This is a genomic window from Streptococcus sp. HMSC068F04, assembly GCF_001837455.1.
Taxonomy (GTDB): domain Bacteria; phylum Bacillota; class Bacilli; order Lactobacillales; family Streptococcaceae; genus Streptococcus; species Streptococcus salivarius_D.
On sequence record NZ_KV832476.1, the window covers coordinates 1 to 15,374 of the forward strand.

Genomic DNA, 15,374 nt, shown 5'->3' on the forward strand with positions numbered 1-15,374 from the left:
AAACGGACTTAAAGTCACAAAATAAAAAAAACAACTCTGACGAGTTGCTTCTATCCTATTAAAAATTAACTGTGTCAGGATTATCCTGAGTTTTGATGCCTTGAATCTTATCCAAGACTGCCATGTCGTCCTCTGACAAATCAAAATCAAAGATATCCAAGTTGGCTTCAATATTTTTTGGTGTCACTGACTTAGGTAGTGGTAAGAAAACTTTTTGAAGGCTCCAACGTAGGGCGACTTGAGCAACAGATTTCCCGTTACGTTCAGCCACTGCTTCGACGTCTTCATTTCCAAAAATGCTACCAGTACCCAGTGGGCTGTATGCTTCAAGAAGAATGTCACGCTCTTTACAATAAGCAACCAAGTCTTCTTGAGCACAACCTGGAGCTAAGAGAATTTGGTTGACATGTGGCACAATTTCAGCCGTTTCAAGGAGAGCTTCAAGGTGATGTTGCATAAAGTTAGATACCCCAATAGCACGCACCTTACCATCTTTATAGGCTTCTTCCATAGCCTTCCATGCGCCTGCATTGCCGGCCTTCCAAGCATCGTTCTCACGAAGAGCCTTAGGATTTGGCCAGTGGATGAGTAATAGATCCAAATAATCCACACCTAATCTTTCGAGTGACTCATCGATAGAGGATTTAGCCAATTCGTAATCATGCTTGTCATTCCAAAGTTTAGTCGTTAGGAAAATATCCTCACGCGCCACATCACTATCAGCAATCGCCTTACCTACAGAAACCTCGTTACCGTAGATTTGCGCTGTATCAATATGTGTGTAACCAGCCTTAAGTGCGAAACTAACGCTGTTATAAGCTTCTTCCCCTTCTGGAATCTGCCAAGTCCCAAAACCAATTTTAGGAATCGTAACGCCATTTGAAAGTGTATATGTTTCCATCCTGTTCTCCTTTTCAATTTGTAACAGAATTATCTTAAAAAATATAAGATAAAAATGCAAAGATTTGCTACGGCTAGTATGATGTTGACTTACTTCTTTTTCCGCTTCTTTTTAAAGACAACACCATTTTCTTTGAGGATTTGCATGCTCACCTTGCCAACTCCTCTAATAGCTGCTACTTCCTCTTCCGTTTTCTTTTTAAAATCTTTAAACTCTATTAAGTCATGTTGACGAAGTATACGTTCCACACTTATTGAAAGACCTTGGAGGGCTTTGCTTGGTTCTATACTTTTTTCCAATTGCCTAATTAGTTTGTGCAATTGTGGATTTTTCTTTTTCCCAACTTGTATTTGTGGGCGTTTTGCACGATATTTTTCGATTAACCAAGTAAAATAATATTCTGACTGGGACAGATCAACGACTTGATTAAAAACCATTAAAAGACTTTGCATACTATTGGCTTCAAATAAGATAGGGTTGACTTTAAGCGTTTCGGCAACTAGACGCTCTTCATCACCTTGTTCAATCATTTTTAAATAATTTTCGAACTCTGGATTTTTTGCATAGAGAAGATCAAAATAGAAATCCGCATCCTCACTATGTCCCGTCATTAGAGAGACCGTCATCATTGGTACTATCATCAAATCTTCTTCGTGATATTCCATTTGCTCACATTCGAAAAACTTTTAGCCTTATCAAACTCCTCCAGATTACAATAGGTAGCCATCAATTCGTAACAGACTCCCATGTGATCTTGAACATCTATCTCTAGAATCTCTTCAAATTCCTTAATAGCAAACCGCTTCATACTGTTGCTTAAATAAAATTTAGCAAGATTATACTTCAAAGACAAATAAGGACGCTCGTCAAGATTAGCCCAGCCCATTTTTGGACCTTGATCCCACTTGGACCTTTGCTCTTTTTCTAAAGCAATTAGGCCTTTTAGATGTTCAAGTGGACTTTGAAAAGTTAAGAGCATCTGCTTAGCATCAAGATTTTCAGGATCTAGTTTTAAAGCTTCTGTCAAAAATTCCTGACTTCTCGAAGGATCTTCCTCGTGATAATGATAAGCCTCTTCAATGAGTTTCCAAGCTCTCTCCTGCTTTGAATCAGAGGAAGTGATCTCATCAAAAAGCCCTTGGTTATATTGTCTTGCAAAATCTTCAAGAGCCATGTCCACACTGAGATACTCTGTAATATGTTCTTCTAAGAATGCTTCTGCTTTTTTTGTGAAGTCTTCAAAAGATGATGTCATCAATCTTCTCCAATCTATGTTTATTTCTCTAACTACTATTGTATACGTTTTCATAGAGCGTTACTATATTCTAAGTGAAATCAACAACCTCTTAAATTTTTATTGACAAAAATAGTCGCCAATCACAATACAGATAAGAATCCATAGAGTCTTATTTTGGGACATCTAAACCCAAAGTTGTATACTTATATTAGATAGAGTGCTATTGGACGATTAACGTCAAGGCATAATCTTCAAATTTCATCCAAAGCTACAAAAAATCATTAACGTCTTGGGAGTGGTTTAGTCCCTTTTCTATATCAATAACTTTAACTCACTTTTTCATAATTTTACTTGACCACTCCCATTTTTAAGGGAATTGAAAACTGAGTTATATTTTAAAAGGAAACAGAGGTCTGTTTCCTTTTTTCTTACTTCAAACCATGACAAAAGGAAACCCTTTCGAGTTTCCTTTATCAAATATATCGTTGGAGGCAAAGTCCAATAATACTTTAGTTGAGTGGTTCAATCACGAAGCTCAATTGATAGCTATCTGCTGAGCTAACCAAGAATTCGTCATGAACTGGAGCACCCCATGAGTCGTCACCACCGACACCCATTTGAACAGCAAGAACTTTAATCCATGTAGCATCAGATTGTTGCAATTCATATTGATGACGAGCATTTTCAATTTGTTCAGTACTGTTAAGCAAAGCACTGAATTCGAATGCCTTATTTAGTGCGGTGAATTTAAGACCATTATGGTTATCATCAGATACTGTAAATTCACGAGTACCATAGTGATTACCAGATTCTTGTGGCATTAGATATGGAGCAAATGTCTTTTCAACAGATGTTTCATATCGACCAAGATAGGCACCAGGAAGTTTATCAAGGTAGCTTTCTTCTGCACCGTATCCATAATAGCTTAGGTTTGTAAATTGTGAACCGATAGCAAATTCTAGACCAAATTCAGGGAAGTTTGGCAAACCTGCTTTACCATCATAGCTTGTAGTAACAAAGATTCGACCCTTGTAATCAACTTGATAAGTTACCTTAACTTCGACATCAGAAAAACCAGGCAATTCATGAACATAAGTCACTTTAACAGAGTCATCTTCAATTTGAATTTGAGTATCTGTAACCTTACTATAGTTTCCAGCAACTTTCCAGCCTGCCATTTCGAATGGATATCCAGCACCACGATCGTTGTCGGTGTAAGCACGAGTAAAGTTAAGTTTAGGACCTTTCTCAATGAATTCAACACCGTTATACTTAGCAGATACTAGCGTATTTTGTGCACGTGAAAGCAAGATAGAGAAGTTTTGTCCTTGAATTCCGATGTTGAAGTCGCCTTCAACAACATTCAAAGGTGCTTTAACTGGTGTTTCAGTGCTAATCTTTTCAGCAACATATTGACCACGAACAATTTCATGTCCTTTTGGAGCCCATTCAGTTGCTTCATTCTGAACACAAGCAACTTCATAAATTCGTTCAGCATTTGAAGCTCCAACAGCGAATTCTACTGGGAATGTTGCTTCTTCACCTGGTTTAACATCAAAGTGATATTCACTTTCGCTAACTTTTCTACCATCTTCGTAAACTCTAGCTAGGAAAGTATAAGCAGAAAGATCTTCAAAGACATTATCATTCTTGATAGTTACTGATTTTTCATCAACAGCAATCTTAATATTAGAGTAAAGATGTTTAACTGTTTGAAGTTTTGGAGTTAGGGTACGATCTGCGAAGACAATACCATTTCCACAAAATTCGTAGTCAGAAGGTCTATCATGCCAGTCACCACCATATGATAGGAATTCGCTACCATTTGGAAGTGGTTTGTAAATAGCTTGGTCAATGAAGTCCCAAATAAATCCACCTTGGTATTCTGGATATTTCTCTAAGTCAGTGTAGAGTTTCAATCCACCACCAGAGTTACCCATTGTGTGCATGTATTCACATGAAATATAAGGTTTTTGAGGATTGTTAGTGAGGTATTCTTCAATATCAGCTGGTTTCGCATACATACGACTTTCGATGTCTGTAATGTAATCAAATTCACGACACCATGTAACACCTTCATAGTGAACTGGACGAGTATTGTCAACACTACGGAAGTAATCAGCCATGTCAGCAATATCTTTACCAGCATATGATTCATTACCACAAGACCAAATGATAACACTAGCATGGTTCTTATCACGTTGGAACATGTTATTGGCACGATCCAAACAAGCAGGCAACCATTCTGGTTCACTAGCTGGGATATTCCATGAAGGTTCGCTTAGACCAAGTTTTTGCCATGTACCGTGTGTTTCAAGGTTGGCTTCATCGATAACATAAAGTCCATATTCATCACACAATTCATACCAACGTGTTTGGTTAGGATAGTGAGAAGTACGAACAGCATTGATGTTATGTTGTTTCATCACTTTGATATCCCAAAGCATATCTTCTTCAGTGATACAACGTCCTGTTCTAGCGTTAAATTCGTGTCTGTTAACCCCTTTAAAGACAATTCTCTTACCATTCAAAAGCATGAGTTTATCTTTAATTTCGAAGTGTCTAAATCCAACCTTAACTGGAACGACTTCAACAACTTGGCCATCATCCAAAACATGAAGGGTCAAATTGTAAAGTTTAGGACTTTCAGCACTCCAAGGTTTGATTTGCAAATCTTCAAGACTTACAGATAGTTCACCGTCAGCATTAACAGATGCATCACCTTCTTTAACGATGCCTTCATGATCTGAAAGAACATATTTAATTTTCTTATCTTCGTAATCACCAACAGTCTTCAAATCAATATCCAATTGACCTGCTTTTGTTTGGTAATCATAATCTCCCTTAACAAAGAGATCTTGAACGTGAACTTTTGGAATAGCGTACAAGTAAACATCTCTGAAAATACCGTAAAGTCTCCAGAAGTCTTGGTCTTCCAACCAGCTTGCTGTAGAGTAACGATAAACAGCTACCGCCAACTTGTTATCACCTCCAACAAGGTAATCACTAATTTCAAATTCACTAGGTGTAAATGAATCTTCACTGTATCCTACGAAGTTACCATTGACCCATACAAAGATGGAAGTGGCAACCCCTTGGAATGAGATAAATACTTTTTTGTCTTTTAATGCATCATTCAAGGTAAAATGTTTAACGTATGATGCAACAGCATTTGATTCTTGAGGAACTTGAGGTGGACGAAGGAATTCTTTACCATCCCAAGGATATTGGGTATTCACATATTGTGGAGAACCAAAACCTTGAAGTTCCAAATGACCTGGTACATTGATGAAATTCAAATCAGTTTCATCAAATTCTGTTTTATAAAAGTCTTTTAAAACCTGATTTGTATTCTGAGCATAGTGAATTTTCCATTTTCCATTAAGAGATTGTCTTAACTTCATCTCTCCTTCAGAAAATTCTGTAAGTGATTCAAAATACTTATGATCTGAGTGAGCGTCAACTGTATTAACGCTAACAATCTTTGGATCGTTTAAGTAAGTTTGAAGTTTTTCAGTTGTTTTCATACTTACTCTCCTTTTTTAAAAGTAATAACTTCAGACAAGGCTTCAACCTCTTCTCCAACTGTTTGTTCAAGGTGGAAAGCACTGAATTTTTCAGAATTAGTTACCGTAACAAGTACTGTATCATCCAATCCATTTTTTTCAATAATTGGTGACCAGAACTCAAGAAGTTTTTGTCCAACTTCAACACGATCACCTTGTTCAACATAACTAATGAATCCTTCACCTTTAAGTTTAACTGTTCCAATACCAACGTGTACGAGAACAACGACACCATCATCACTTTCAATACCAATCGCATGACGAGTAGGTAGAATCTGACGAACTGTACCACTAATTGGGGCAAAAACTTTACCATCAGAAGGTTTGATTGCAAATCCTTTACCTAGGCTACCTGAAGCAAAGTGTTTGTCACTAACGCTTGAAAGATCAACTAGTTTACCAGTTGTAGGGTTTACAAGAGAAACGATATTAGCATTAACTTCATTTTCAGAAGTTGCTGCACTAAAGCGATGTTCCAATTCTTCAACAATTTCAGCGTGACGTGCTTCAGTCAAAGTGATTTTACGAGCAATAATGAAGGCTCCGATGAGCATTGCTGCTGCTGGGAAACCAAACATGCTAAGCTTAAAGATAGACTGTTGATGTGTTGTAATTGTTGATGCTGAGGCACCTGTTGTCATACCGGCAGCTACGGCAATTGTAGAAACAAGCCAGTTTGACATCGCACCACCAAGTTTATCAACAAGTGGACGAACTGACAAAGTAAGTGATTCATCACGGTGTCCCAATTTCCATTGACCATATTCTACTGAGTCAGAGATAATCATGAGGATAACAAGGAACACAAGAGGTTGTGGAATGAAGAAGAGTTCAGCTGCAGTCAAGATCATTGGAAGTGATGTTCCTGCAATACTAAAGATTCCGATACCACCGAGCATTACTGCAATACATCCATAGAACAAACGTTTACGGTTGAATTTACCAGCAAGACTAGGGAAGAGTGAAACTGAAACCAAACCAACAACTGTATTCAATCCGTAAAGGATTGAGTATTTTCCTGGATCACCAAGGATAAATGTGAAGTAAAAAAGTTGAAGAGCATTAAGTGTATTAATACCAAGACCATAGAACCAATATCCGAGAGACAACCACATCAATTGGTCGTTTTTACCAAGAACTTTAAAGACTTGTTTAAGGCTAGTTTTTTCTTTGTTATTACGAAGTTTTGACTCAACTTCACGTGTACCAATACCAACAGCAATTGATGTAATCACACCAATGAGAGCAACGATAAATGCAAACCAGAACCATCCAGACTTATCTCCAGAGCCACTACTATTCGTCATAGAGAAGAACAAAACGATTGGCATGATGGCAACACCTACAATATTGGCACCAATCGTAGAACCAATACGGGCAAAAGTTGCCATTTTTTCACGTTCATGACTGTCAAGAGACAAGGCAGGAATCATTGACCAGAAACCGATATCTTTAATTGAGTAGAAAACATCCATTACAAGGTAGATAATTCCGAAAAGTACAAGGTACAAGAAAGGATTTGTTTTATTCAAACCACCTAAATCGGTGAAGAGAAGCAACAAGGCGATAGAACTGATGATACCACCACCAACTACCCATGGTTTGAATTTACCATACTTAGTATGAGTGTTATCAATCATGTTACCGATCAATGGATCGATAAATACTTCCAAGATACGCAAAATAGCGATGATGTTAGTAATTAATAGTACGTAGTGACTATTTTGCTTTGGATCACCTGTGTTAAACAAGTGAGTTGTCACAAACATGATAAAGTATGTTGACAACGTTGCATAGAAGACGTCGTTACCAAAAGCACCAGCTGAATAGGATAGACGAGACTTCATTTGACCTTTAGATTTTCCCATTACGAAAACCTCCTGTTAGTTGTTTTTTGAATACGCTTACATTATATAAGTATTAGTTTAAACCGTCAATAGTTTTAGTGATATTTTACTAAACTTTTACTAAACATAATTATTTTGATGAATTAAAATATTGGAAACCGATTTCATAGCTTACACTATGCCCCTCCTCCAAGATGATATCTCCAAAATCTCTATGATTAACGGCATCTGGGAGTGTTTGTGCTTCCATGGCTATAGCTTCTCGTCCTTTTGCAATTGTTCCTCGATCTCTCGCAAAGTAAATATTATCCTCTATATTATCCATAGTATAAATAACTAAACCATTTCTGTTAGAGAAGATTTCAATACCATCTCCGCTTTCTTTGTCATGCAAAATAGCTACTTCTTTCACATGATCACAAGTTTCCCCTCCAACTACAAAGGCATCATCAAAACCATTATTTGCTTCAATTCGAGGTAGCAAGTCAGTTGTCTTTCTGAAATCATAATTCGTTCCATCTACATTAATTTTTTGTCCTGTTGGAATTAACTCAGAATCCAACTCTAAACGATAGTCTGAATAGATTTGTAACTCATGACTTGATAAATCCTGTTTGTCGCTAAGATTAAAGTAAACATGGTTTGTCGGATTAAAGACTGTTGACTCTGTAACATCGAAGGCTTCAAAGAGTATTGTTAAGCGGTTATTATTGTTAAGTCTATAACTAATAGAGACTGTAACATCACCTGGAAAGCCATCTACACTTGAATAAAGTCTTCTAATAAATTTTGTCTCAACATATTCATCATTCAGGTTTGTGACATAGTTCCAATTTTGAACCTGCATTCCTTTTGGACCGCCATGTAAACAGTTTTCTCCCTCATTCTTAGGAAGGCTATAAAGAACCATATTATGAGTATACGAAGCTTTCCCAATTCTTCCAGCAACCCTACCAATGGACTGGCAGGCACATAAATTATTCTTATAGTAATCCTCGTAATCACTGAAACCAAGTACTATATTTTTAAGAGCACCAGTTTCCGTTGGAACCAAAAACTCCTGAAGTGTAGCACCTGTTGTGAGTGTGGAAATGACAACACCATTATTATTTTCCATTGAAATTTTACTGACATCGCCTGAATCAACTTTTCCAATAATTTCGCAGCTTATTTTCATATTTTTTCCTCAAAAAACAAAGAGTACAATAATTATATATACTCTTTGACCCTTTGTTTATTATTTTAATTATCCTCGATCATCGTACCCTTTTGGATGGCTAGAATGCCATGCCCAAGCACTTGCGATGATTTTTTCGATGTTATCAAATTGTGGTTTCCATCCAAGAACTGTACGTGCTTTTTCAGATGAAGCAATCAATGTATCAGGATCACCAGGACGACGATCAGCTTTTTCAGCTGGAATTTCTTTACCAGTTACCTTACGAGCGGCTTCAAGGATTTGAAGGTTTGAGAAACCTGTTGATGAACCTAAGTTAAAGGCTGTAGATTCATTACCTTTACGAAGGTATTCAACAGCAAGGAGGTGAGCATCAGCCAAGTCAAATGGGTGAACATAGTCACGAACATTTGTTCCATCAGGAGTGTTGTAGTCATCACCAAAAATCATGATTTTTTCACGAACACCTTGAGCTACTTGAAGGATAATTGGAAGAAGGTGAGTTTCTGGACCGTGGTCTTCACCGATAGATCCATCAGGTTTTGCACCAGCGACGTTGAAGTAACGAAGGGGCACATATTTAATACCATAAGCTTTATCAGACCACTTCATGATAGTTTCCATCATCAACTTACTTTCACCGTATGGGTTGATAGGTTTTTGTGGTGTTGTTTCAAGAATTGGAATTTCTTCTGGGATACCGTAAGTTGCTGCTGTTGATGAGAAGACAATGTATTTAACACCGCATTCGTTCATAACTTCAAGCAATTTAACCATTCCAGCTGTATTGTTATCAAAATATTTGAGTGGTTTTTCCATTGATTCACCAACCAATGAATAGGCTGCAAAGTGAATAACGGCATCAACATCTGGGTTTTCTTTGAAGACCTTTCTCATAAAATCTTGATCAGAGAGATCGCCTTGGTAGAAAATAGCATCTGGATGTACGGCAGCACGGTGACCGGTTACCAAACTATCTACTACTACTACTTTTTCTTGACCGTTTTCAACTAAGCGATCAACCATGTGAGAACCGATATAACCAGCTCCACCTAATACTAAAATTGCCATTTCTTATCTCCTTTCTTCAGAAAAAACAATTAATCAGCTAAATTTACAAAATCTACAAATGCTTTAAACTGATCTAAGCCTTCACTATTAGTCTTATAAACACCTGCATCTTCTAGTACACGAGCAAAGATATCTGCAACAGATTGTCGAACAACTTCTGTTACTTCCTCGGCCGTAACATTTGTATTTTGAGCTTTGAGTTCATCTGCCCATTCTTGGTGAATTGGAGCAACTTGGTTGCCTTGACCCAATAGATAATCTTCAACATCTTTAAGTTCTGTTTTCAAACGAGGTGGAAGAATGGCTAATCCCATAACCTCAATCAAACCGATGTTTTCTTTCTTAATGTGTTGAACATCTTTATGTGGGTGGTAGATACCGTCTGGATGTTCTTCAGAAGTTTGATTGTCACGAAGAACCAAATCCAATTCAAATTTGCCGTCTTTTCTACGAGCAATTGGGGTAATTGTGTGGTGAGGTTGCCCATCAGACTCAGCCAAGACTCCAGCTTTTTCGTCTGAATAGCCACGCCAGCAATTTAGAATTTTGGTTGCAAGAGCAATAAGTCTTTCCTTGTCTTCACTTCTTAGACGAAGAACAGACATAGGCCAATTAACGATACCAGTCTCAATATCAGAGTATCCATCAAAGCTAACTTTTTCTTTAATGCCTGCTACTTCCATTGGGAAAGTGTGGCGACCACCTTGATAGTGTTCGTGTGTAAGAATTGAACCACCTACAATTGGAAGATCGGCATTTGAACCTGCGAAGTAACCAGGAAATGCTTCAACAATTGATAGGAGACGACCAAACGTCAATGGACTGATGTGCATTGGTTCGTGCTTACCATAAAAGAAGATAGAATGTTCATTAAAGTAGGCATATGGTGAATATTGGAAGCCCCAATCATTTTCTTCCATTTGGAAACGAATAACACGGTGGTTACTACGAGCTGGGTGATTGATGCGACCTAGATAACCTTCATTTTCCATACAAAGTTGGCATTTAGGATAATCAGAAGCTACCGCATTTTTAGCTGCAGCGATGGCTTTTGGATCTTTTTCAGGTTTTGAAAGGTTAATCGTAATTTCCAAGTCACCGTATTTAGTTGGAGCTTTATAAGCGATATTTTGAGCAATTGCCTTTACCTTAACATAATCATTGCGTTTACTAAGGTCATAAAAATCAGCAATTGCCTGCTCTGGGTTTGATTTATAGGTATCCCAGAAGTTACGATTGACAGCACTAGGGCTTGGTGTAATCAAGTCCATGAGTTGAGCACCGATGATATCTTGTTCTTCATTAAGTTCACCTACAGAACCAGCTTTAACACCTGCTTGAAGCAACTGGTCTTTAAGGTCAATCAACTCAGAGCTATCTGTTTCAACATCAGCAACTCCTTCTCCAACCAAAGCAAAAACTTTGTTTGTCAAATAGATACGGTCCAATTCCTCATAATCACTATTTTCAATAACCAGAGTTACAAAAGTGTTTACTAAATTTTCAGCCATAATCTCTACTTCTTTCTCATTAATCAAGTACTCGTGAACCGCCAGCTACTTCAGCAATATAGAAGCTTGGTGCATAACCAACGACTTCTTCATAACGTTGACCAACTGCTTTTTTGAAATCTTCAACTTTATCTTTGTTTACTAACGCGATGGCACATCCACCAAATCCCGCTCCTGTCATACGAGCTCCAAGAACACCTTCTTGTTCCCATGCTGTGTGTGCCAAAGTATCAAGTTCAAGACCTGTAACTTCGTAATCATGTTCCAATGACACGTGAGAAGCATTCATAAGACGACCAAAGCCTTCCAAATCACCTGATTCAAGTGCTTTACGAGCTTGAAGTGTACGTTGATTTTCAAGAACTGCGTGACGGGCACGTTTGATACGGTTTTCGTCTTTAATCAAGTAGCTGTATGCGTCAAATGTCCAGAGGTCCAATTCACCAAGTGTTTGGATATCAAGCTTTTCTTGGAGTTCAGATACTGCTGTTTCACATTCAGCACGACGTTCATTGTATTTAGAATCAGCCAATTCACGACGTTTGTTAGTGTTCATGATGACAACAACATTGTCTTTAAGGTCAAGTGGTACCAAGTCATACTCTAAAGTATTTGTATCCAAGTAAATCGCACGTTGTTCAGCTCCCATACCAATAGCGAATTGGTCCATGATACCAGAGTTAACGCCGATAAAGTCATTTTCAGTTTGCTTACCGATTTTAACCAAGTCAAGGCGTTCCAATTTAAGGTCATAAAGTTTTTCAGCAATAACACCAATCAACAATTCCAAAGATGATGACGATGACAAGCCTGATCCATTTGGAATGTTACCATAGATGTAAATATCCATACCTGAATCAATCGTATGACCAGCTTCTTGCAAGAAATGAAGAACACCTTTTGGATAGTTTGTCCAGTTGTGTTCTTTTTCAAAACGAAGATTTTCAAGTGGTACTTCGATGATTCCCTTATCTTCAAAGTTACCTGAGAAGAAACGCAAAACTTTGTCATCACGTTTACGGGCCGCTCCGTAAGTACCTAAGGTAATAGCTGCTGGGAACACATGTCCACCGTTGTAGTCAGTGTGTTCACCAATCAAATTAATACGACCTGGAGAAAAGAAAGTATGTTCTGCTTCTACACCAAAAACTTCTTTAAACTTTTCTCTTAACTGTGATGTCTTCATAGGATGTACCTCGCTTATTCTTTTTTACACTAACAGTGTAACCCCTTTCACAAGGAAAATCAATGTTTTTACTGTTTTTTAGTAAAAAATAGGTAAAATTTTAGAATTTATGGTATACTTTGAATGAAAGGAGAACAATATGGCTACATTAAAAGATATCGCAAAATTGGCTGATGTATCAATCGCAACTGTTTCACGTGTTCTCAACCAAGATGAAAACCTCTCCGTTACTGAAGAAACCAGGCACCGTATTTTAACTGCGGCAGATGAAATCGGATATACCAAACATAAGAAAATCGGAAACTTGAAAAAAGAAAAACATCAAGTGGCAATTATCCAATGGGTAAGTGAGGAAGATGAGTTAGACGATCTCTACTACTACAACATTCGGCTTGGAATTGAAACAAGAGCCCATGAGCTAGACTACGAGATGCTTCGTTATTTCAATGACATTCCTTTTAGTCTCGCTGAAGAAGTCATAGGTATACTTTGTATCGGAAAGTTTAGTCGTGAACAGATTACTGAATTGGAATCATTGGGTAGATTACTGGTCTTTGTAGATAGTGATACCCTACTTCAGGGACATCCTTGTGTGACAACTGACTTTGAAAATGCTGTTCAAACGGCACTAAGTTATCTCACTGAGCAAGGGTGTAAGAGCATCGGTCTTTTAACAGGGCAAGAAAAAACAACGGATTCAACTGAAATCGTTCCGGAGCCTCGTTTACGTTCTTATCGTAACTACTGTATTGAAAAGAGCATCTATGACCCTCTTTTGATTCTTTCAGGTAATTTTACAGTTCAATCTGGCTATGACCTTTTAGCCTCTAAAATAGCAAGTGGTACACCCCTACCAGATGCCTACTTTGCTGCTAGTGATAGTCTGGCTATCGGTGCTCTTAGAGCCCTTCAGGAAAATGGCATTAATGTCCCAGAAGATATCCAGATTATCTCCTTTAATGACACCAGTCTAGCCAAACAAGTTTATCCGCCACTTTCTAGTGTCACTGTCTACACCGAAGAAATGGGACGAACTGCCATGGATGTCCTCAATAAACAAGTCTTGGCTCCAAGAGAAATCCCGACACTTACTATGTTGGGCACTAAACTGACTCTGAGAGAAAGTACGAAATAACAACTATTTAATAGATAAAAAGTGGTCGCCAACAGTTAGTTGACAACCACTTTTCTTTTTATTTCACTTTCACACAAATAGCATCCCAGGCTTGGAGTTTGCCTTGGTCTTTAATTGGCTCTAATTCGGTATTTGCAATGACAACTTCTGCTCTTTCGAAATCATAACAGAAGTCTTGTTCTTGGTCTGATAGGTTGACTACAACCAGATAACTGCTATCTTTGGTTTTCCGAATATAAGCAAAGACTTTGTCAGTTGTCTCCAAGAGTTCAAAGTCAGCATCTATCAACCAATCTTGAGTCTTACGAAGCTCTACGAGCTTCTGATATGTATAGAAAATTGATTCTGGATTGGCAAGGGCTGATTCAACATTTATATCCTTATAGTTTGGATTAACAGGTAACCAAGTCTTATCCGATATGCTAAATCCAGCATTTTTAGACGTATCCCATTGCATTGGTGTTCGAGCATTGTCACGACCCACCTGACGGATTTGGTCCATGATAACTTCTATCGATGCCCCTTTTTCGAGAGCTTCTTTGGCATAGTTGAGAGATTCAATGTCATTCAATTCTTCCAAAGTTCTAAAAGGATAATTGGTCATGCCGATTTCTTCACCTTGATAAATATAAGGTGTTCCTCTCATCAGATGAAGGAGGATAGCCAAGGCCTTGGCTGACTTCTCGCGATAGACACCAGTATCTCCCCACATTGAGAGAATACGAGGCAGATCATGATTATTCCAAAAAAGTGAATTCCACCCTTGTCCCAACTCTAACTCGGTTTGCCATTTATTGAAAATAGCCTTAAGTTCTGAAACATCCAACTCCTTCTCATACTCCCATTTAGGCCTATCTGGCTTATGCTGAAGTCCAATATGTTCAAACTGGAAAACCATGGAAAGTTCTTGATTATCTGGATTTGAATACTGTTTAGCAATTTCAGGTGTTGCTCCCCAGGTTTCACCAACGGTTAGAAGGTCGTGCTTTCCAAAGCTTGCCTGGTTCATCTCCTTGATATAATCGTGAAGTTTTGGACCGTTTGTATCAATCAGTTGATCTGGGATCTTACCAATCATATCAATCACATCCATGCGAAAACCACCGATTCCCTTATCAATCCAGAAATTCATCATGTCATAAACTTTCTGGCGCAACTGTGGATTTTCCCAATTGAGGTCTGGCTGTTTCTTACTAAAGAAATGCAGATAATATTGGCCTGAGGTCTCATCATATTCCCAAGCGGAGCCACTAAAGATAGATACTAACTCATTAGGTTTGTCTCGCCAGATATAGAAATCACGTTCAGGACTTTCTGGATTTTCACGTGCTTCGATAAACCAAGCGTGCTCATCAGACGTATGGTTGACCACCAAGTCCATAACAATTTGAATATCACGCTTCTTGGCTTCCGCCAAAAGCTCATCCATGTCACTCATGTCTCCAAAAATATCTGCAATAGCCTCATAGTTAGCGATATCATAGCCATTGTCATCCATTGGGCTATCATAGACAGGCGAAAGCCATAGGGCTGTTATTCCAAGCTTTTGCAAGTAGTCTAACTTACTGGTAATCCCCTTGAGGTCACCGATGCCATCACCGTTGGAATCCATGAACGACTTGGGGTAAATTTGATAAATCGTAGCTTTATGCCACCAATGTTTTTGCATGATTCTACTCCTCGTAGTTATTATTATCGTGAGTCTGATAGTTCTATTTTACGTTTTTCTAGAAGTTATGCAAG

11 protein-coding genes are annotated in these 15,374 nt (G+C 38.1%); 1 reads left to right on the forward strand and 10 read right to left on the reverse strand.

Annotated features, from left to right (window positions below; all coding sequences use genetic code 11):
* Positions 1-58: 58 nt before the first annotated feature.
* From HMPREF2571_RS04025 to HMPREF2571_RS04060, 9 genes are all read right to left on the reverse strand, one after another.
* A complete protein-coding gene (locus tag HMPREF2571_RS04025; protein ID WP_013990355.1) occupies positions 59-901 on the reverse strand; it encodes an aldo/keto reductase in 843 nt (280 codons plus the stop codon).
* A gap of 89 nt (positions 902-990) precedes the next feature.
* Complete coding sequence (locus HMPREF2571_RS10800; RefSeq protein WP_231844798.1) at positions 991-1,566, reverse strand: hypothetical protein; 576 nt, start codon at positions 1,564-1,566, stop codon at positions 991-993.
* The gene (locus HMPREF2571_RS10805; RefSeq protein ID WP_231844797.1) at positions 1,542-2,210 is read right to left on the reverse strand and encodes a hypothetical protein; all 669 of its coding nucleotides are present in this window, start codon (positions 2,208-2,210) and stop codon (positions 1,542-1,544) included. Before HMPREF2571_RS10805 ends, HMPREF2571_RS10800 begins: the two co-directional genes overlap by 25 nt.
* Before the next feature lie 437 nt (positions 2,211-2,647).
* Positions 2,648-5,665, reverse strand: coding sequence for a beta-galactosidase, LacZ type (locus HMPREF2571_RS04035; RefSeq protein ID WP_013990352.1), 3,018 nt, complete (start codon positions 5,663-5,665; stop codon positions 2,648-2,650).
* A 2-nt stretch (positions 5,666-5,667) separates the two neighbouring features.
* Entirely contained in the window at positions 5,668-7,572 is a 1,905-nt protein-coding gene (locus HMPREF2571_RS04040; protein WP_013990351.1) for a sugar MFS transporter, read from the reverse strand.
* Positions 7,573-7,681: 109 nt separating this feature from the next.
* Positions 7,682-8,728, reverse strand: coding sequence for an aldose epimerase family protein (locus HMPREF2571_RS04045; protein ID WP_070847224.1), 1,047 nt, complete (start codon positions 8,726-8,728; stop codon positions 7,682-7,684).
* A gap of 69 nt (positions 8,729-8,797) precedes the next feature.
* The gene (gene galE, locus HMPREF2571_RS04050; RefSeq protein ID WP_013990349.1) at positions 8,798-9,799 is read right to left on the reverse strand and encodes a UDP-glucose 4-epimerase GalE; all 1,002 of its coding nucleotides are present in this window, start codon (positions 9,797-9,799) and stop codon (positions 8,798-8,800) included.
* 29 nt (positions 9,800-9,828) lie between these two features.
* Complete coding sequence (galT, locus tag HMPREF2571_RS04055; RefSeq protein WP_041817201.1) at positions 9,829-11,310, reverse strand: UDP-glucose--hexose-1-phosphate uridylyltransferase; 1,482 nt, start codon at positions 11,308-11,310, stop codon at positions 9,829-9,831.
* A 19-nt stretch (positions 11,311-11,329) separates the two neighbouring features.
* The gene (locus HMPREF2571_RS04060) at positions 11,330-12,496 is read right to left on the reverse strand and encodes a galactokinase (RefSeq protein WP_013990347.1); all 1,167 of its coding nucleotides are present in this window, start codon (positions 12,494-12,496) and stop codon (positions 11,330-11,332) included.
* A gap of 139 nt (positions 12,497-12,635) precedes the next feature.
* On the opposite strand from HMPREF2571_RS04060, the gene HMPREF2571_RS04065 reads away from it, so the two are divergent.
* Positions 12,636-13,631 carry a LacI family DNA-binding transcriptional regulator gene (locus tag HMPREF2571_RS04065; RefSeq protein WP_013990346.1) on the forward strand — a complete coding sequence of 332 codons (996 nt, stop codon included), beginning with the start codon at positions 12,636-12,638 and terminating at the stop codon, positions 13,629-13,631.
* 58 nt (positions 13,632-13,689) lie between these two features.
* Here HMPREF2571_RS04065 and dexB read toward each other — a convergent pair whose 3' ends face one another.
* Positions 13,690-15,300: a glucan 1,6-alpha-glucosidase DexB gene (gene dexB, locus HMPREF2571_RS04070; RefSeq protein WP_013990345.1), complete on the reverse strand. Its 1,611-nt coding sequence runs from the start codon at positions 15,298-15,300 to the stop codon at positions 13,690-13,692.
* Between the last annotated feature and the right edge of the window lie 74 nt (positions 15,301-15,374).